This is a genomic window from Metabacillus niabensis, from assembly GCF_902829255.1.
In the GTDB taxonomy this organism is placed as follows: Bacteria; Bacillota; Bacilli; order Bacillales; family Bacillaceae; genus Metabacillus; species Metabacillus niabensis.
Genome location: NZ_CADEPK010000050.1, coordinates 27647 through 49181, shown reverse-complemented (window position 1 = coordinate 49181; position 21535 = coordinate 27647). Strand labels below are relative to the sequence as shown.

The 21535-nt window shown below is 35.0% G+C and carries 10 protein-coding genes; all 10 read left to right on the top strand.

The window, feature by feature from the left end:
* The first annotated feature begins 674 nt into the window (after positions 1 to 674).
* The 10 genes from HU235_RS06785 (at position 675) to HU235_RS06740 (ending at position 21480) form a co-directional block, all read left to right on the top strand.
* Positions 675 to 2375, top strand: coding sequence for a methyl-accepting chemotaxis protein (locus tag HU235_RS06785; RefSeq protein WP_174879725.1), 1701 nt, complete (start codon positions 675 to 677; stop codon positions 2373 to 2375).
* A 71-nt stretch (positions 2376 to 2446) separates the two neighbouring features.
* Positions 2447 to 4183, top strand: a complete 1737-nt coding sequence (locus HU235_RS06780; RefSeq protein WP_174879724.1) for a sensor histidine kinase — start codon at positions 2447 to 2449, stop codon at positions 4181 to 4183.
* A gap of 1 nt (position 4184) precedes the next feature.
* Positions 4185 to 5744 carry a response regulator gene (locus HU235_RS06775; RefSeq protein WP_174879723.1) on the top strand — a complete coding sequence of 520 codons (1560 nt, stop codon included), beginning with the start codon at positions 4185 to 4187 and terminating at the stop codon, positions 5742 to 5744.
* Between the two features lie 327 nt (positions 5745 to 6071).
* On the top strand, positions 6072 to 7091 hold the full coding sequence (locus HU235_RS06770) for an ABC transporter substrate-binding protein (protein ID WP_174879722.1): 1020 nt from the start codon (positions 6072 to 6074) through the stop codon (positions 7089 to 7091).
* Between the two features lie 109 nt (positions 7092 to 7200).
* A complete protein-coding gene (locus tag HU235_RS06765; RefSeq protein WP_174879721.1) occupies positions 7201 to 8721 on the top strand; it encodes a sugar ABC transporter ATP-binding protein in 1521 nt (506 codons plus the stop codon).
* Positions 8718 to 9743 carry an ABC transporter permease gene (locus HU235_RS06760; RefSeq protein ID WP_174879720.1) on the top strand — a complete coding sequence of 342 codons (1026 nt, stop codon included), beginning with the start codon at positions 8718 to 8720 and terminating at the stop codon, positions 9741 to 9743. The genes HU235_RS06765 and HU235_RS06760 overlap by 4 nt, the downstream gene beginning before the upstream one ends.
* Positions 9740 to 10729, top strand: a complete 990-nt coding sequence (gene yjfF, locus HU235_RS06755; RefSeq protein ID WP_174879719.1) for a galactofuranose ABC transporter, permease protein YjfF — start codon at positions 9740 to 9742, stop codon at positions 10727 to 10729. The genes HU235_RS06760 and yjfF overlap by 4 nt, the downstream gene beginning before the upstream one ends.
* 285 nt (positions 10730 to 11014) lie before the next feature.
* Positions 11015 to 17044, top strand: coding sequence for an immunoglobulin-like domain-containing protein (locus HU235_RS06750; protein ID WP_174879718.1), 6030 nt, complete (start codon positions 11015 to 11017; stop codon positions 17042 to 17044).
* Between the two features lie 603 nt (positions 17045 to 17647).
* Positions 17648 to 18928 carry a Gfo/Idh/MocA family oxidoreductase gene (locus tag HU235_RS06745; protein WP_174879717.1) on the top strand — a complete coding sequence of 427 codons (1281 nt, stop codon included), beginning with the start codon at positions 17648 to 17650 and terminating at the stop codon, positions 18926 to 18928.
* A gap of 71 nt (positions 18929 to 18999) precedes the next feature.
* Positions 19000 to 21480, top strand: a complete 2481-nt coding sequence (locus HU235_RS06740; RefSeq protein WP_174879716.1) for a glycosyl hydrolase — start codon at positions 19000 to 19002, stop codon at positions 21478 to 21480.
* Positions 21481 to 21535: the final 55 nt, after the last annotated feature.

Genomic DNA, 21535 nt, shown 5'->3' with positions numbered 1-21535 from the left:
TATTCGGGGTTTATAAAAAGTCAGTTGTTCTTATCTAAAAAAGATTTATTTTTTTATTATTTAATTATATAATTTCGGCCTATAATTGAAATAAATGGCTATAGAGAAAAAGCTCAATAGCAAAATTGAGCTTTTTATAATAACCTCCTTTGTGACCACTAGTTTTATAATAAAACTTCAGACAAATAATTTATTAAGTTTTTCCACCAATGAGTTTGAATAAAGTATTCAACTACTCCGTTTAGAAAGCTTTAAACATTGTTTTTTAAAAGCTCCAACAACATATAACTTGTGCATTCATTTAACCTAAAAGCTGCTCCATTACAATAAAAATATCGCACTTTAAGGATATTTAGAAATACTTTAAGAGACTCTAGCATAGTTTGTTACAGGTAATTACAGCTTGAAATTAGGTGGTGGAGGAAAATAAATTAGGAAGTATGAGATATGGGGGCTATCACTATTTCATTATTTGACGTACCTTCTTTTCAATCTTGTGATTATTACACTTAAATAATTAGTAATTTCAACATGATTGGCACACCCTTAAAGTGTTTTTAAATGTCGTGACTAATCTCTTGGAAAGATGTTATATTATTATTGCTATATTTTTAGAATATTATGAAATATCGGAACGCTTATTGAATCATTAATATAGGGGGGAGGATTATAATATGAAATTTAGTTTGCAGTTATCTGACTATTCATTAAGGACTAGGCTAATTCTAGTCATTCTTGCAATCCTTGTATGGCTTGCAGCTATTAACTGTGTCCAGATCTATCTTTTCTTAGGGTATGTTAAGCAATATAACGCAATGTTGGAAACGGTTACAATGACTAACTCAATAAATGGTGTATTAAAGCAACAATTAAATGACGAAATTAGGGATATTGCTTATGGTAAAGTTCCATTTGAAAGTGGAAGTCAATATGATCATCTAAAAGATATGTACCGAAATTTAGAAAAAATTGAAATGAATGATAAAAGCGAATTATTTACAGAAGAAATTATTGCAGTTCGTGAAATATTAAATACCACTACTCAATATATTGATAGACTTGGTGAGCAAATTCAATCTGGGGTTTCTGCAGATAAACGAAATATTACATATGAATACATTACAATCCTATCAACCTTAATTGATGAGAAAGTTCAGTTACTTTTACAATCAACGCTTGTTATAATTGGACAATCTAAGAATGATATTTCATTAAATTTACAGAGAGACCTAACTATATATCTATGTTTATTTATCGTGGTCATTCTCGCCTCTTTGTTATTTGCCTGGTATATATCGGGGAATTTTGTTAAACCGATTCGGAAGTTGGGGCAAAAAACGAATGAAATTGCTGAAGGAAACTTAACGATTGGCGAAATCTCGATCCCTTCCAAAAATGAAATTGGAGATTTATGTCGAGCATATAATCGGATGTTTCATAACTTAAAGGACATTATTATGAGTGTTAGAAAAACAAATGACCTTGTGGCAGTAACGTCAAAGGACATCCATCAAAGTATTCTTGAAAATAGACTTGCTGGTGAAGAAGTAGCGGAAGCAACTCAAACCATTTCGATTAACCTTCATAAACAAGATGAACTCATTCATAAATCAGTAGCAACCGTACAAAACCTATTTCACAAATACAATGAAGTATTGATTAAATCAAACAAAATTAATTTACATTCTAGTGAAACGAAAAAATTAACGGATGGAATCAACGATTCTATAGATAACTTTATAGAAAAGTTTGAAATGATTTACCACAATATTCAGATACAAAACAACGATACGAGAAAGCTTCAAAAAAATTCTAGAGAGATTTATGACCATGTAAAATTTATGAAGCTTATCCTATTTGAATTAAATATTGTATGTCAGTCATTAGGTAATGAACTTCCGAAAAACTTCATCAACAATAATGTTGAAGGTGCAATCAAACGTATTAAAGAACTATCAGAGGAATCTACAAAGCTTTCTCTAAATATTGAAAATGAAGTGATCCAATTACAGGATGTTTGTGTTACGATGCAATCTGGCATTTTGCGAAATTTAGAAAATATTCATACTTCTAATATAAAATCAACTCAAATAAAGAGTCGATACCAGAAGGTTCTTTCAATTAGAAATGAGCAACAAGAGGAAATTGAAAGTATTAAACAGGATATTCAATTAGCTTTTGAGCAAATGGTTACTGTTCGCCAAATGATTGCGGAAATTGAACATAGTTCGCGGATTAGCAAAGAACAGGTTGTTGGAATTGCTGCTATGGGAGAAGAACAGCTAACGACCCTTGAAGAAGTTTCTGATGCATCATATAAACTTGTTGAGAGAATACAAGAAATGGAAAGTAACATAAAACAGTTTAAACTTTAAACAATTGAATCGTAGGGGTCTTCCCTATTAAAAGCTTGCATTACTATTAAATAAAGACTGGTAGGTAATGTATGAAATTGATTAGAAGGATAAATTCAAGTTTTCGTTTAAAGCTAATGGTGATGTTTATATTATTAACAGTTATACCGTTAATTGTAGTAGGAGTTGTTTCTTATATAAAATCATACAACATTGTTTCTGAAAATTCATATGCGTTGGCACAACAAAAAGTTGACCAATTAACTAGAGAATTTGATGTCATTATTCAGGATATCAAGCTATTCAATGAGATTGGTAAAAAGGAAAGCACTGTTCAATTTTTGATTGATTCCAAAAATACAGCTAATGAAGCAAAAGATATACTTACAATGATAAACTTTTATAAAGAAAACTATCAGTACAGTGATTCGATAATGAATATTAGAATTATCGATCTCGAAGGAAAAGCGATTAGTGAAGACCGTGGTGTATATCTATTAGATAAGGTATCGCTTAATCAATTAAAGAATTCTAATGACCTTGAAGACAATATGAACACAGTGATTCAGCCGATTTACAAAAATAGCACCCCCGCACTTTCGATGACAAGTGCTATTGTTTCAGATGATTCTAAAAAAGTTCTAGGATTCATAACTATCATAATAAAAGCTTCTACTTTCAAGAACATTCTTCATGAAACTGCTTCAAAAATTTCCGGAACGATTCATATTGAAGATCAAGATGGAAACACGTTATTCGTTTCACCAGAATTAGCAAGCGCCCCCGAAGTAGAAAACAGAGACTTCATCGAAGAAAACCGTTATGGTTACCTTACAGAACGTTCAAAATTAATTGTTTTTCAAACTTCTGATATTACAGGTTGGAAGATTGTTCGAGTATCCCCATTGTCAGAAATTGTAAAGTCAACAGAAAACATTAAAAGTCTTATTATTATCACAGTGGGCTCTAGTATTATTTTTATCATTGGCCTTTATTATTTTATTACTTCAAGATTAATTCTGCCGCTTCGAGTTTTAAAGAAGAAGATGAAACAAGCTTCACTAGGAGATTTAAATGTGATGGTAACGAATCATAGGACAGATGAAATTGCTGACTTAGGTGAAAATTTTAATAGCATGATGATGAAAATCAATACCCTTGTAAAAAAAAGCGTGGATGAACAAAAACAATTAAAAATTGCTGAGCTACGTACCCTGCAGGCACAAATCAATCCACATTTTTTATATAACACACTTGAAACGATTATTTGGATGGCAGAAGCAAAAAAGGGAGAACAAGTAGTGGAGATCACAAAGGCCTTGTCCCATTTTTTCAGAATCTCCTTAAGCAAAGGAAAAGATTGTATCCTATTAGAAGATGAAATAGAACATATTCGGAATTATCTATTGATACAAAAAATACGATACCAAGACATTTTAGACGTAACATTTCATCTAAATGAAGACATTTTAAAATATGAAATTATAAAATTATCACTTCAACCACTTGTTGAAAATGCTATTTATCACGGTATAAAAAATAAGCGTGGCAAGGGCTTCGTCCGAATTAAAGGTGATTTTAACCCAGAAGGACATATTTGTATTGATGTCATCGATAATGGGATTGGGATTAAAGAAGATGAACTAATGAAAATAAAAAAGCAAATGTCTCAGGGCGTTCCATTTGAAAAAGACCGTGGAGGGTTTGGTATGGTGAATGTTCATCAACGGCTTGTTCTATTTTATGGTGAACCATTTGGATTAAAAATTAATAGTTGGTATGGTTCAGGAACACGTGTAAGGATCATAATTCCAGCAAAGAGGTGTTAATATGAAAAAAGTTTTCTTAGTGGATGATGAGATAGCAATTAGAGAAGGAATTGCGAAAAGTATTAATTGGGAAAATGAAGGCTTTGTTTTTTGTGGTGATGCTTCAGATGGTGAAGTTGCGCTTCCTTTAATCGAGAGGCACCAACCCGATATTGTTATCACTGATATTAAAATGCCGTTTATGGATGGTCTTGAATTAAGTCGAATGATTCGAGAAAAAATGCCTTCAACCAAAATCATTATATTAAGTGGACATGATGAATTTGAATATGCGAGAGAAGCAATGCGAATTCAAGTGACTGAATATTGTCTGAAACCAGTAAGTTCAAAAGATTTGCTTCATATACTAATGAAAGTTTCAGCTCAGATTGAGAAGGAGGAGCTTAACAAAAAACGACTTCTTGATTTAAAAAATCAAGCTATGCAAAGTAAAACGGTTGCTCGAGATAAATTTCTATATGAACTTTGTGAAGGGTTATATAGTTTTTCAAATGCTGTTAAAGAAGCATCAAGACTTAATATTCATCTTATTTCAAGCTACTATTATGTCGTCATGGTTGAAAGTAAAAGCGATTCTCATGAGTTTGACTGGATTGAAAAGGACTACTTATGTTTGCGTTTTCACAGGAAGGTAAGAGAATCCGTTTTTATTATGTTAGGAGAGTCAAAGCAGCAGCTTGAACATGAATCTGAAATGATTAGACAACGTTTGCATAAATATGAAGAACATTCACCTGATAATTCAATTCTCTTTGGTATAGGGAGAGTTGAAAGTCGTATAAAAGGTATTTCACAATCTTTTTCAGAAGCAGATGAAGAGAAAAATTATTCGAAAATCATACAAAAATATAGTTCAAAGGAAACAGAAAGAGATATTGAATCGAAAAAAGAGTTACATCATTTAAAACGAAGAGATTTGATCGAGTTTCTTAAAGTGGGGAAAGAATGTGATATTGAAAGCTTTTCCCGTTCTTATTCGTCATATCTTCAAACAGGGAATGTTCGCTCACAATTTACCATTTATTATTTTCTAATGGATTTTACTATTACGATTACACATTATTTAAAGGAATTGGAAACTAAAACTGACAACTTTGAAGTTATGAAGGAAATTAGTCAATTAGAAATGAATGCAAGCTGGATTCGTTATTATGATGAGGTTATTTCCTATATGGAAAAAATGTTAAAACTGGTTTTATCGACAAGAAGCGGATCTGCTATTCATTATTCCCAATCAGTGCAAATGGCAGTTAATTTTATTCATCAAAGGTTTGATGACTCACAATTATCATTGCAAACAGTTGCAGATGCTGTAAATGTAAGTGCATCATATTTAAGCCATCTATTCAGTCAAGAAACAGGTACAACATTAATTGAATATTTAACGAATATTCGAATTGAAAAGGCAAAAGAGCTTTTAAAGACAACACAAAATAAAACATATGAAATTGCGAATCAAGTTGGTTACAGTGATTCACATTATTTTTGTAGAACTTTTAAAAAAATAACTGGTATGACAACAAGGCAATATAAAAACCAAATGCAATTAGCGGGAAGCTAGTAAATGGAAAAAAAATTTTGTTTGGCAATGCTTGCTGATTCCATGAAGCTTATGTAAAACTAGCTAATCCATTTTATCAACATAATCATATACTGATGACATTCGGCCTTCTTGGACAATCAAGAGGGTTTTCCTTTTTGAAAAATTGTGCAACTTTTCTAAAAATATTTAAACTTTAGTTGTTTTGCTCTATAGATGGCATAAATAAATACAATTAATTCAAAAGTTATTCTATTCAAACACAATTGTAAACGCTTTAAGATAAACTTATACCAATTCAGCAATGTAAAAAAAACAAAGAATTGGAATGAAAGGGAGGTTCATTTTATGAAAAAAATAGGTAAAGGCAAAGCATTTATTTTAATAGTAATGGCTTTAATGCTCTTTTTAGCAGCATGTAGCTCATCAGGATCTGAAGGAAATACAGATAATAAGGACACGGGTTCAGGAGGTACTAAATCTGGGGATAAGTTAGTCATAGGCTTTTCACAAGTTGGTGCAGAGAGTGAGTGGAGAACAGCGAATACAAAGTCTATGCAGGACGCAATTAAAGATGCGGGACATGAGTTGAAATTCTCTGACGCACAGCAAAAGCAAGAAAATCAAATAAAAGCGATTCGTTCGTTTATCGCACAAAAAGTAGATGCCATCGTCTTTTCACCAGTAGTTGAAACAGGGTTTGAAACTGTGTTACAGGAAGCAAAGGATGCAGGAATACCAGTATTTCTCGCAGACCGTGCAGTTGATATTGAAGATGATTCCCTTTGGGTCACATTTTTAGGATCGGATTTCGTTGAAGAAGGGAAAAAAGCGGCGAACTGGTTGGTGGAAGAAACAAAGGATGTAAAAGGTGATGTGAATATCGTAGAGCTACAAGGTACAGTAGGTTCAGCACCAGCAATTGACCGTAAAGAAGGATTTGAAGAAGTCATCAAAGAACACCCAAATCTTAAAATTATCAAATCACAAACAGGTGACTTCACACGTGCAAAAGGAAAAGAAGTAATGGAGGCATTCCTTAAGTCAGAGGGAGACAACATTGATGTGTTATACGCACATAATGACGACATGGCGATAGGAGCAATTCAAGCGATTGAAGAATATGGCTTAAAACCAGGTGAAGACATTAAGATTATCGGTGTCGACGCAGTAAAAGGTGCATTCGAGGCAATGGCAGCAGGTAAGATGAACGTCACAGTGGAGTGTAACCCATTATTTGGCCCACAAATGGTTGACTTGATTGAAGCTCACTTAGCAGGAGAGAAGATTGAAAAGCGTGTCGCAGTAGAAGAAAGCATGTATACAATGGACCAAGCGGAAGAGCTTCTTCCAACTCGTCAGTATTAATACAATTGGAAAGTCACTAGTAATCAATTCGGTATTGTAAACTAGTGACTTTCTATTAGGTATTATAAAAATCAACAAAATATTAAGTGAGCTTGATAGGAGGGACTCTATGAAAACAGCAACTCCAGTACTCGTCATGGATGGAATTACAAAAGAATTCCCAGGAGTTAAAGCTTTGTCAAATGTTCATCTGAAATTATATCCTGGAGAAGTTCACGCACTAATGGGTGAGAATGGTGCAGGCAAGTCAACCTTAATTAAAGTTTTGACAGGTGTGTATTCGATAGATGAAGGAAACGTGATGCTAGAAGGAAAACCAATTCATGTCACAAACCCACTAGAAGCACAAAATTTAGGGATCAGTACGGTTTATCAAGAAGTTAATTTATGCACTAATTTATCTGTAGTTGAAAATATATTTATTGGACGAGAAATTGTTAAGCGAGGACGCATTGATTGGAAAGAGATGAATAGACAAGCTAAAGATTTATTAAAGTCAAGGTTAAACCTAGATATTGATGTAACAAAACTATTGTCATCTTATTCAGTTGCTATTCAGCAAATGGTGGCAATCGCACGGGCATTAAATGTTTCTGCGAAAGTATTGATATTAGATGAACCTACATCTAGTCTTGACCAAAATGAGGTTAATCAGCTGTTTGGTGTTATAAGGAAGCTTAAAAAGGATGGATTAGCAATCGTTTTTGTTAGTCATTTTCTCGATCAGATTTATGAAATAACAGATCGATTAACGGTCTTACGTAACGGTATGTGGATTGGAGAATATTTGACAAAGGAAATTGATAGACTTGAACTCGTCTCAAAAATGATCGGGAAAGATTTAAATGAAATCAATGAGAACAATAGAAATGTAGATTCTAATGACAAGGTAATGGAGCCTTTTTTGCAAGGGGAAAATCTCTCGAAAAAGGGGAACATCGAGCCATTTGATCTCAATATTCATAAGGGAGAAATAGTAGGTCTTGCTGGACTACTCGGTTCAGGCAGAACTGAATTAGCAAGATTATTATTTGGTGCAGATAAAGCAGATACAGGCGAAATCACGTTAGACGGGAAACAGATAAATCTTCATTCTCCAAAACAAGCTATTGCAAATAAAATAGCTTTTTGCTCAGAAAACAGGAAAACAGAAGGAATTATTGCAGACTTAACTATTCGTGAAAATATGATACTAGCCATTCAAGGAACACAAGGCTGGTTCAAGTATATTCCTAAGAAAAAACAAATAGAAATTGTAGATGAGTATATTAAACTTCTAAACATCAATCCTCCTAATCCAGAACAATTAATTAAAAATTTAAGTGGTGGAAATCAGCAAAAGGTATTGCTAGCAAGATGGTTAATTACAAACCCAGACCTTCTTATCTTAGACGAACCAACTAGAGGTATTGATATTGGAGCAAAGACAGAAATTCAGAAGCTAATGCTCTCCTTAAGTAAAGATGGAATGTCTATATTATTCGTCTCATCTGAATTAGAAGAAGTGTTAAGAACTTGTCGAAAAATAGCTATCTTACGAGACCATAAAAAGGTTGGCGAAATAGATAATAATGAACAACTATCACAACAAGACATAATGAAAGTTATGGCTGGAGGAAATATATCATGATGAAATCAAAGTTATTTTGGCCAATTGTCGTATTGTTTCTGATTTTATTTATAAATCTACTCTTTGATAAGAGCTTTTTTTCCATTGAAGTCAAAAACGGTTATTTAACTGGAAGTCTCATCGATATCTTGAATAGAGGTGCACCATTGCTACTCGTTTCGATTGGGATGACACTTGTTATTGCTACAAAAGGAGTAGACCTAGGAGTTGGTTCAGTCATTGCGATGGCTGGTGCTGTAGGAGCGATGGCTGTAAGTGGTGCTTCAGGAGATAATTTAACCCCATTATTTCTCGCTATTGGGTTAGTTATTGCGATTTCACTGTTGACTGGTGTGTGGAATGGCTTGCTTGTTTCACGGATTGGTGTACAGCCAATAGTAGCTACATTAATTTTAATGGTTGCAGGGCGTGGTATTGCCCAGTTAATTACAGATGGTCAAATTATGACTGTATATTATGATCCTTATACGTTTATTGGTGGAGGTCACCTGCTAATGATTCCTTTTTCGATTTTTATCGTTGCAGCAGTTCTCGCTATTGCTGCTTTCCTAACAAGAAAAACCGCATTAGGATTATTCATTGAGTCTGTAGGTACAAATCCTGAAGCAAGTCGATTAGCAGGTTTGAATTCAAAAAACATTTTATTAATGGTCTATATCTTTTCCGGCTTATGTGCTGGAATCGGGGGACTCATTTTGAGCTCTAATGTTGCGAGTGCAGATGGTAATAATGCTGGTTTATGGTATGAACTTGATGCGATTTTAGCAGTGGTTATAGGGGGCACTTCGTTAAATGGAGGAAGATTTTCATTAGGTGGAACAGTGATCGGTGCACTTATTATTCAAAGCTTGACAACAACTATTTACTCCATTGGTATTGCGCCAGAAATAAACCTAGTTGTTAAAGCAATAGTTGTACTAATCGTATGTCTTTTACAATCTCCAGAGTTTAGAAAGAAACTATCTGGTCGTATGGCAATGAGAAAAGTAGAGAAGAAGGATGAGGGGGTGACTTTATCATGAGAACGTTACAGATTGATGCCAAACATCTCCCACTTTTTGCAACCATTGCGTTATTTGTTGTCATGTACATTTTTGGTTCAGTCAGATATACAGGTTTTTTTTCGTCTCAAGTATTCTTAAATCTATTTATTGATAATGCGTTTTTAATTGTCGTTGCAGTAGGAATGACATTTGTGATTCTATCGGGAGGTATCGACCTTTCTGTAGGTTCGGTAATTGCTTTAACAAGTATGGTTGCTGCAAGTCTTACGATGAACGCTCAACTATCTCCTTGGATTGTCATACCAATTAGCTTAATGGTCGGAACAATTCTTGGTTTTGGCATGGGGTGTCTTATTCACTATTTTAACTTACAACCATTTATTGTTACTCTTGCTGGAATGTTTCTCGCTAGAGGATTGAGTTATTTAATTAGCGTTGAGACGATTTCAATTGATCATAAATTTTTCAATTTTATGGCTAGTACACGAATACCGATTGGTGGAGGTAATTTTATCTCTATTAGTGTAATTGTAGCACTTGTTGTCGTGATTACAGCTGTTTTTATCGCACACTACACCAAATTTGGTAGAAATGTTTATGCTTTAGGTGGAAGTGAACAATCTGCACTATTGATGGGATTACCTGTTGGAAAAACAAAAATTATGATATACACATTAAGTGGATTCTGCGCTTCTCTAGCGGGTTTAATTTTTACCTTTTATATGTTGTCAGGATATGGACTTCATGCAAATGGGCTAGAGTTAGATACGATTGCAGCAGTAGTTATCGGTGGAACTCTTCTTACTGGAGGAGCAGGTTATGTTGCCGGTAGTGTTGTTGGAGTATTAATATTAGGTATTATTCAAACAGTCATCGTGTTTGAAGGAACATTAAGCTCGTGGTGGACGAAAATTGCAATTGGTGCCTTACTATTGTTATTTATTGTCCTTCAACGAGTGATTGTTTCTCGAAGTAAGGTAAATCAAGCATCGATATCACATTAATGGTGAAGGGTGAGATAGAGCCCCTTCTATATATGTTTAAAAGGATGTCCTAAAAAGTTAAGTTATTAGTGACATCCTTTTTTACTAAGATTCCTATTTAAAAGGTTATTAAACCGTCAAGCTAAAAAAAAATACAATTTTCTCTAAAGAAAATACATAAAGGAAAGGTAATTATTTTATAGAGCTAAAAAAATGAAAGTATGTTCAAATTTTTATCTATTAAATTTAAAATGAAAGCGTTTTATAATTGAGTGGATGAAAAACATGCTTAGGAGGGGAACGTAAATGGGAATAAAGAAACCGACAACAATACTCGTTTTAACCCTATTAATCTTCAATACTATATCGGGGATAATTCCACAAAGATTATTTGCAGAAGAGCAGTTAACGAAGATACCTGAATTGATCCTTCATTATGACATGAAATCAAATGTTAAGAATGAGAATCAGATTACAATCAAGGACATTTCAGGTAATAAGCAAACATTTGACGGTATATTCAAGAATCCGGAAAATGGGCACTTAGTTTACAATGATGAAGTTGGGTATGTTTCGTTTAATGGTGGAAGTTCAACATCGAGAAGCGGGTATATTGAAATACCTAAAAGTAAGGATGGGGCTGATCTATTAGATGGAAAACAGGATGTAACGGTTTCTACTCTTGTAAATTGGGAAAACGATGGGGCGAATCGTTGGATTTTTGGGTTAGGAACACCAACAGATGATGCAGAGAATGGGAATAAATACTTTTTTGTAACACCACTACATGGTTCTGGGAATGTTGCAGCTACAGGTATTTCTAAAGCTGGTTGGAGAAATGAGTCACTTATTAAAAGCTCATCACAAATGCAAGAAGGAAAGTGGGAAGTAGCAACTGTTGTTTTCTCAGGAACTTCTAACACGATTTCTTTATATGTAAATGGGAAGAAGATAGCAACAGGATCAGCAAATGACATAAAATTATCTGATATTATCGATCCTTCAGCAAGCTTCTCTGGTTTTATCGGAAAATCAATCTTTAAAAGTGATTCTTTCTTTAAAGGAATGATTGGAGATTTTCGGGTATACGATGGTGCAATGTCAGATGGTGAAGTTTCTGCTTTATATACAGAGGCTGTAGCTAAAATTGAAAACTTAAATCAGCTTGTTATGAAGGAAGCGTTAGATTCATTGGATATCACTCACTATTTAAACAAAATAGATAAAAGTAAAGATGAGATTACTAGTCATCTTTCTCTTCCTAAGAAAGGTAGGAATGGTGTAGACATCACGTGGAGTTCAAGTAATACAAAGGTTATAACAAATGACGGACAAGTCATTCGTCCTGAAATGAATGAATCAGACGCAGAAGTCGAATTAACTGCAAATTTAAGTTATGAAGGGTTAACTGGCAAAAAAACATTTACAGTCAAAGTGCTAAAGGAGTATAACGACCAAAATAAGGTTGAACTAGATGCCTCTAATGTAACAGTGGAAAATAGTCATAATGTAAGAGGAAATCTTAGTCTAGCTGTGAAGGGAGAACATGGAAGTACGATTACTTGGGAATCTTCAAATCCGGAAATTATTAAAGGTTCAGCCCAAGCAACTGAAGATGTAAAGCAACTTGGTTGGGTTACTAGGCCAAAAAAAGATACAAACGTCACATTAACAGCGACTATAACGAACGGTGAGGTAGAGGTAAAAAAGAAATTTAACGTGAATGTTATAAAAGACCCGGGTGAACTGAAATATGATGCTTATTTCTTTTCCTATTTTACAGGGGAATACGAAGGTGGAGAAGAAATTTCCTTTGCTACCGCTGAAGACCCATTAAAGTGGAGAGTATTGAATAATGGCCAATCCGTTCTTCAATCAAACTTAGGAGAAAAGGGGTTAAGAGATCCATTTATCATTCGGTCCCCTGAAGGTGACAAATTTTATATGTTGGCTACTGACTTAAAAATGGGAGAAAGCACCAACTTTGACCAGGCACAAATTACAGGCAGTCATTCTCTTATGGTTTGGGAATCAGATGACCTAGTCAATTGGAGCGAACAACGAATGGTAGAAGTTGCTCCTAAAACAGGTGGTAATACGTGGGCACCTGAAGCAATTTATAACGATAAGACGGGTGAATATGTTGTATTTTGGGCTTCTTCAATGAAAAATGAAGAAACATATGGTGATTACCCAAATGGACGACCAGCAGGACAGTATAATGTGATGTATTATGCAACAACAAGGGATTTCCATACGTTTTCTGAACCAAAAGTGTTTATTGATGAAGGCTTCCCGACTATCGACACGAGCTTTGTTCAAAATAATGGCACATTTTATCGCTTTACGAAATCAGAAGTCAACTACAGAGTATATTACGAAAAAGCAACTGATATATTCCAAGATAAAGATGGAATTAAGGAGAATGGCTTTCAATATGACGTAATTCAGGGTACAAAAGATGGAAAAAAAGGGCTAATTGGTCATCAAGGAAACAATGAAGGTCAAACGATCTTTAAAGATATTCATGAGGATAAATGGTATATGTTCCTAGATTCATGGCCGTATCATGTACGCTGGTCGACAAATTTGGAAGATGGCTCACAATTTGTGAATAACTTACTTCCAGAATCTGAATATGCTCTTCCACCAGGACCGCGACATGGAACCGTTATTCCAATAACACGTGCGGAATATAATGCTCTTCAAGAAAAATATGGTATGCCTTCACAAGAGCAATTAGAAGAACCAGTCCTACATTATACCTTTGACAAAGATGATATGGATGGGAAAACAGTAAAAGATGTTTCTAATAATGGTTTTGATGCAAAATTAATAGGTGAATCTAAGATTGATTCTAGTGATACGGTTGGTCAATCAAGCGGCTCTTTATACCTAGATGGAAATTCGGGATATGTTGAACTACCGAAAAATATCATAAAAGACCTCGATTTAGAAAGTATGACAATGTCTACATGGGTTAAAGTAGATGGGAATCGGTCAAATCAACGGATTTTTGATTTCTCTTCTAATACAGGAAGAGTTGCAAATCGCAATACAATGTATTTAAGTACACAAGGTGATACGGGGAATCTTGAATTTGCAATTGTAACGCCTTTTACCGAGAAATTTGCAAATCAAAACTCACCATTAGGCAGCAATTATAAATATGCCCTAAGAGCTCCTAAGCTTTCAACAGAAAACTGGCATCATGTAGCGATGACAATTGAAGGATTTGATGCTGTATTATATGTTGATGGAAAAGAAGTATCGAGAAGCTCAACATATAATGTTGAGCCGAGAATGCTTTTAGAAACTACGATGAACTACTTAGGCAAATCTAGCAATGAGAATCACAGTTTATTTAAAGGGAAATTTGATGATTTTAGAATTTACAACCGTGCTTTAAATAATAAAGAAATTGCTAATTTAGCAGATGAACAAGTTTCTAAACCTCCAATCGAAGAGCCGAAGGAAGCAAAATTAATTCTTGATTATGATATGAAAAATATTGATGGAACAAACGTTAAGGATAATGCTGGGAATTTCGAAGGGAAGCTTGTAAATCCTGAAAATGCACAATTAATTAAAGGAGAAGAAGTAGGTGTTATCAACTTTAAAGGTGGATCAACAAGCTCTTATATTGAAATGCCAAAAGGAGTTTTAGATAACTTGGAAAGTATAACCATTTCATCTCTGGTGAATTGGAATGGAGCAAATGAGGCTGAATGGATTTTTGCATTAGGTCAGGATAGTAACAAATATCTTTTTACAACACCAAGTCGTAATTCAGGTGATCGTTCTGCCCGTGTAGGACTCGGAATGACAAGCTGGAATAATGAAGCAGGTGCGAATGCAACAACTGGTCCATTAAAATCGAAGGAGTGGAAGTTAGTCACAGCTGTTATGTCTGGTGAAGATCAAACATTGAAGCTTTACATTGATGGTAAAGAGGTCGGAAGTGCATCAACAAATGGTTATACATTAGACCAGATTAACAATCTAAATGGACCAAGTGGTTTTATCGGAAAATCATTCTATTCAGCTGATCCATACTTTGGTGGTATGATTGCAGATCTTGAAATTTATGATGGGGCATTATCAGACTCAGAAGTAAGCGAACTAAAAGAAAGAGCGGATGAAAAAATAGCTGAAATGGATGGTCTATTACTAGAAAATGCAGTTAAGCAACTAGATTATGAACTGTTTATTAATGGAAATGAAAGTAAGGACGAAATCGTGACTGATTTGGCATTTCCAAAAAATGGACCGTTTGGAACAGTCATTTCTTGGGAATCACAAAACAAAGAAATCATTACAAATGAAGGACATGTAAAAAGACCTTCTTATGAAGATGGGGATCAAAAAGTAACAATAACAGCCTCAGTTTCAGATGGGATAAATAGTATGAAAAAAGATTTCACTGTTACTGTTTTAAAGAAGCCACATGATTTAGCGGCAGTTAAAGCAGAAGCAGAGGCTTTAAACGTATATAACATAAATGATGTACGTGGAAACTTAACATTGCCGACAAAGGGTGAAAATGGTTCAACGATTACGTGGAAATCCAGTGACCCTTCCATTATTACAACAACTGGTGAGGTGACTCGTCCTATACATGGGCAAGGAGACGTAACAGTTAAATTGACGGCAACTATTGTATTAAATAATGAAAAAGTAACAAAACCGTTCCTTGCCGTTGTCAAAGAATTACCAAAGAAGGAAAGCTATGAAGGATACGTATTTAGTTATTTTACTGGTGAAGGTACTTCAAATGGTGAACAAATTTACTTTGCCTTAAGTGAAGGAAATAATCCACTAAAGTGGCAAGAATTAAACAATGGCGAACCAGCGATTACTTCTGATTTAGGTGAAAAAGGACTTAGAGATCCATTTATCATTCGTTCACCTGAAGGAGATAAATTTTATCTAATTGCAACAGACCTAAAAATTAATGGTAATGGGAATTGGGATAGAGCACAAAGACATGGCAGCAGATCGATAATGGTTTGGGAATCGAATGATCTCATTAATTGGTCAGAACAAAGAATGGTAGAAGTTGCTCCTCAAGAGGCAGGAAATACGTGGGCACCTGAAATCTTCTACGATGAGACGACTGGTGAATATATTGTTTTCTGGGCTTCTAAATTATATGAGAATGCGGAACATACTGGTTCAACATATAACAAAATGATGTACAGCAAAACAAGAGATTTCTACACATTTACTGAGCCAGAAGTTTATATAGATAATGGATACTCTGTAATTGATACGACGATGATTGAGCATGATGGTAAAATTTATCGTTTTTCAAAGGATGAAAGAAATAATACTACTGAATCACCAAATGGTAAATTTATATTCCAAGAGGCAGGAGATTCTGTTCTTGACCCTAGCTTTGAGTTAATTAAGGAAGGTATTGGAAAGGGTTCAATTGGTGCAGGTGAAGGCCCAACAATCTTTAAGTCGAATACTGAAGAAAAATGGTACCTATTTTTAGACGAATTTGGTGGTAGAGGCTATGTTCCATTTGAAACAACCAATTTGGACTCTGGTGAGTGGAAAATGTCTGAAGACTTTGATTTACCGGCCTCCCCTCGCCATGGAACCGTTATTCCTGTGACAAAAGCTGAACATGAAGCACTACTTAAAAATGTTCCAAAAGTTGATGTGCCAAGTGCAGGAAAGCGAGTAACGAGCGTTTCTCTCAATAAAGCAGAATTAGAACTAGTTGTAGGAAATGAAGTACACCTTAAGGCAACAATTACACCAGAAGATGCAGTAAATCAAGATGTCCTTTGGTCAAGTAGTAGTGAAGATATCGCTAAAGTAGACGAAAATGGAAATGTAATAGCTTTAAAGGAAGGAAGAGTAATAATTAGCGTTGCTACAGTAGATGGGGGGCTCATGGACTTTACTGAGGTTATTGTTAAAGCAAAGCCAGGTGAAGGAGAGAATCCAACAAAGCCAGGTGAAGGAGAGAATCCGACAAAGCCAGATGAAGGAGAGAATCCGACAAAGCCAGGTGAAGGAGAGAATCCGACAAAGCCAGGTGAAGGAGAGAATCCGACAAAGCCAGGTGAAGGAGAGAATCCGACAAAACCGGGTGAAGGAGAGAACCCAACAAAACCAGGTGAAGGAGAGAATCCGACAAAGCCGGGTGAAGGAGAGAAACCTACAGACCAGATAAATGGTAAGAATCCTACAAGAACCGATATGGGGAAAGAACTTCCTAGTACTGCTACAAGCCTATACAATGTTTTATTATTTGGAATAATGTTAGCTGTAGCAGGTATCGTATTAGTGTTTATTGTAAGAAGAATAAAAGAAAATTAATATTATTACATGATAAATGGCCAGCATCCAACTATTTATTCTTGGATGCTGGCCATTTTTTGAACTACTTTATGAAGCAATACATTAAATGAGGTTATTGGAAATCGACAACGAAAGATAGATGAAGCTGTTTTAGTGATTATTACACCAATTGTAGAAACAAATTTGAATGAATTTAATGATATTTCTACCTGTTGATCATAAAACAGTTCGTTTTGGGCCAGTTCAAGCCATTCAATCTAATAAAAAATATCATAATTTTACCCAAATAACCCCTTTTTCAAAAAAGTACTATTGTCGGAAATTTATTAAGGTACTAACGTAGAAAGAAAGAATGAACTTTATACGGTTCTTCTGGTAACGATTAGATGGAATCAAATTAATAAATGAGGTGAAAAGAGCTGCTTTTGCATATGGTTCAAAATTTGGATTATAACTTCGAAATATAAAACTAAGTATTGGAGATAAACTCTCATCATTTATGAAAGGGTTTACGTTAAGGGGAGAGAATATTGTATTAATAAATACTTTTGACAAAGCACCTTTATAGAGACTCAAAATTTAATTAGGAAATTGTTTCGGTAATAAGGGAGGAGAAAAGGCATGAAAAAATATGTTTTAGTTGGAACTGGCGGAAGAGCCGAATTTTTTTATGGAGCAATTGTAAGGGATTTCAGAGAAGTGTGTAAGCTTGTTGCCTTTTGTGATTTGAATCAAACTAGAATGGATTACGCGAATCGTTTACTTGAAGAGAGATACGATCACCCGAAAATAAACACATACGTGCATACTGATTTTGAAAGAATGATAGAGGTTGAAAAACCAGATACCGTAGTTGTTACGACTGTGGACAGGACTCATCATACATATATTATAAAAGCTCTTGAATTAGGATGTGATGTGATTACCGAAAAACCAATGACAGTGGACGCTGAAAAGTGCCAAGCAATTATTGATGCTACAAAAAGAACCGGAAAAGAAGTTCGCGTTGCTTTTAACTATCGTTATGCCCCGCATAATACGAAAATTCGCGAGCTAATTATGAATGATGTGATTGGCCAAGTAAATTCTGTTCATTTTGAGTGGGCGTTAGATACACAGCATGGAGCTGATTATTTCCGAAGATGGCATCGAGATAAGCGAAATAGTGGAGGCTTGCTTGTCCATAAATCAACACATCATTTTGACTTAGTAAACTTTTGGTTAGATACAAAGCCAGAGACAGTTTATGCAACTGGCGGACTGCGTTTTTATGGTAGAGAAAATGCTGAAGCTAGAGGAGTTACACAGTTTTATCAACGAGCGTATGGGAGTGAGTATGCAAAAAATGATCCATTTGCGATTCATTTAGAGGAAAATGAACATTTAAAAGCTATGTATTTGGATGCGGAAAAAGAAGATGGATACCAACGTGATCAAAGTGTTTTTGGCGATGGAATTAACATAGAAGATACGCTTGGTGTTTTAGTCACATATAAAAACAAAGCGATTTTAAACTATTCGTTAAATGCTTATTTACCGTGGGAAGGATACATGGTTTCCTTTAACGGTACGAAAGGAAGAATAGAAGTTCGCATTCGTGAACAGTCATACATTAATTCAGGCGGAAGTAAGGATGACGAAGGCAGAGTAAAGGAAAAATCAATCATCGTAATGCCAATGTTTGGCAAGCCTTATGAGGTTGAGGTGATAGAAGGAAAAGGTGGACACGGTGGCGGAGATCCAATTCTGTTACAAGATATTTTCGGAACTCCTGTTAAAGACGAATTCAATCGTGCAGCCTCTCATGTAGATGGAGCGATGTCGATTTTGACAGGTATTGCCGGGAATATTTCACTTAATACAGGTCAGGCCGTAAAAGTAGATGAATTGATTAAGTTTTAAAATAGTCCAGTAAATTAAAATTCAGCTGGGACTATGCTCTGCTCTCTCATTAGAAAGGAGTGTTATATAGAATGATGAGTACGTTGCATCAACAATTTTTAAACCCTCCAGAGGAATTCACTCCAATTCCTTTCTGGTTTTGGAATGATCGTTTAACGAAAGAGGAAATCATTAGACAAATCAATGATTTCTATGCCAAAGGGATAACCGGCTTTGTTTTACATCCAAGGATTGGTATTCCAGAGGAAATCGTTTATTTATCAGATTCCTATTTTCAATTTGTCCACACAGCTGTTGAAGAAGCCAAACGACTTGGAATGCAGGTGATTTTATATGATGAAGCAATGTATCCCTCTGGTTCAGCGAAAGGTTTAGTTGTAAAAGATAATCCGGAATATGCAAGTAAAGGATTAAAAATGATTGAGTATCCTTGTAACAAAAATGAAGAAATAAGGATTAATTTAGTTGAAAAGAACTCATTGGTTTCGGTTCAAGCAGTCAAAAAGTTATCATCAGAATCAATAGATTTATCATCCTCAAAAAAGTTAATTGTCCATAACGGTAAAGTATCATTTTGTCCTCCTGATGACGGGAACTGGTCCATTCTCGTTTTTGTTGAAGCATTTTCTGGAGGAAGCATTCGTGGGATCCATTTTGGGGAAGATGATGGAGAAGAGCATGCACCAGCATCTGCTGATTTACTAAATCCTAAAGCAGTGGCAAAGTTTATTCAGATTACACATGATAGTTACTATGATAGATTGAAAGATTATTTTGGGAATACAGTCATTGCCATGTTTACTGATGAACCAGATATTTTGGGGAGAGGGGCAAAGGCTGGTTTAAAGCCCTGGACTAGAGATTTTCTCTCCTATTATAAACAGCATGGAAACAAAGAAGAGCATCTAGCCTCCTTGTGGTTTTATGCTGGAGATGAGACAGAAACATATCGAAACAACTATCGAAAGGCTGTCAATTCAAGACTAACGGAAGCTTATTACGAGCAAATAAGTAAATGGTGTGAACGTCATGGAATTGCCTTAACAGGTCATCCAGCAGGAAGCAGTGACATTGGCTTGCTCGAGCATTTTCATATACCAGGTCAGGATGTTGTCTGGCGTTGGGTTGCACCTGAGGATGGAAAAGCGATAGAAGGAGTACACTCGACAGCTGGAAAGTGTTCTGCCGATGCTGCAAGACATAGAGGAAGACGACGAAATTTGAATGAATTTTTGGGTGTTTGTAGTAAAGAAAGTCCGTGGGCACTTACTCCAGGTGATATGAAGTGGTATATCGATTGGCTTTTAGTTAGAGGAGTTAATCTTCTATGTCCACATGCCTTTTATTATTCAATTGATGGAAAGAAGAGAAGTCACGAACGTCCACCAGACGTTGGACCGAATAACCTATGGTGGCCCTATTATAAACAGTTTGCTCAATATATGAAGCGTCTTAGCTGGCTAATGACGGATAGTATCAATCAAACGAGAATTGCTATTCTTTGTGGAGAGGATTATTTACCATGGAAAATTGCAAAACACCTGTACGAGAATCAAATTGAATTTAATTACCTTGAGGATTCTTTAATTTCTTCAAAAAGTCTGTTAACAGAAGGACAAATTAAGATTGAAAATCAAGCATATAACACTTTAATAATAGAAGATAGTTCAAAGCTAGAAGACACTTTACTAGAGAAGCTTGAACTATTTATTCAAGAAGGAGTAGAGGTCATTTCTCTCGTATATAAAGATGAAAAGCCAAAAATTAAGGGAGTGAAAACCATCGATAGAGCTGAAGAAATCATTGATACACTATCTATCGTTCAGCGTGAAGAAGTGATGATTTCTCCAAAATGCAAGGATATAAGAGTTAGTAAAATCATTAAAGATTCCGAGCTATTTTATTTTTTTGTCAATGAAGGTGAAGAAAACTACAATGGAAGCTTTGTCTTGAAGGAAAAAGGTAGTGTTGAGAAATGGGATGCATGGACAGAGAGTATAGAAAAAGTGAATTTGAGGAATCAGGAAGGAAATTTAGTTGTTCCACTGCTACTCGAAAGAAGATCTTCGCTTGTCTATGCAGTTCATATAAATCAGCAACCTCTAATTGGGGAAGAGGAACGAGCGGATTTTACCATTGAAAAATTGGAGATCGATAAAAACTGGTATGTAAATAATTATCAATTATTCGCTTTAGAATCCTGGCATCTTTGGAAAGGAATGGAGTCCTTTTCTGGGACAGTCGTCTATGAAAATCTATTTACATTAGATGAAATAGCTTCTATAAAAAAGGTTTTCCTAAATTTAGGTGAAGTATATGAAATCGTCAAGGTGGCTTTAAATGGTTATGAGGTTGGTGTGAAAATGTGGGCTCCGTATCACTTTGAAGTGAATCCAGATTATGTAAGAAAAGGTGTTAATAAACTAACAATTGAAGTTACGAACAATCGAGCAAATGAAATGGATAATGCTCGTTTACCATCTGGATTGCTTGGGCCAATTACTTTTGAGGCACATGTTTGTAAAAAAGAAAAAAGCCATCATTACATTTAAATTTGAATAAGAACGATAAAAAATCTTATCTATCTCAAGAATGATGAAGATTTGA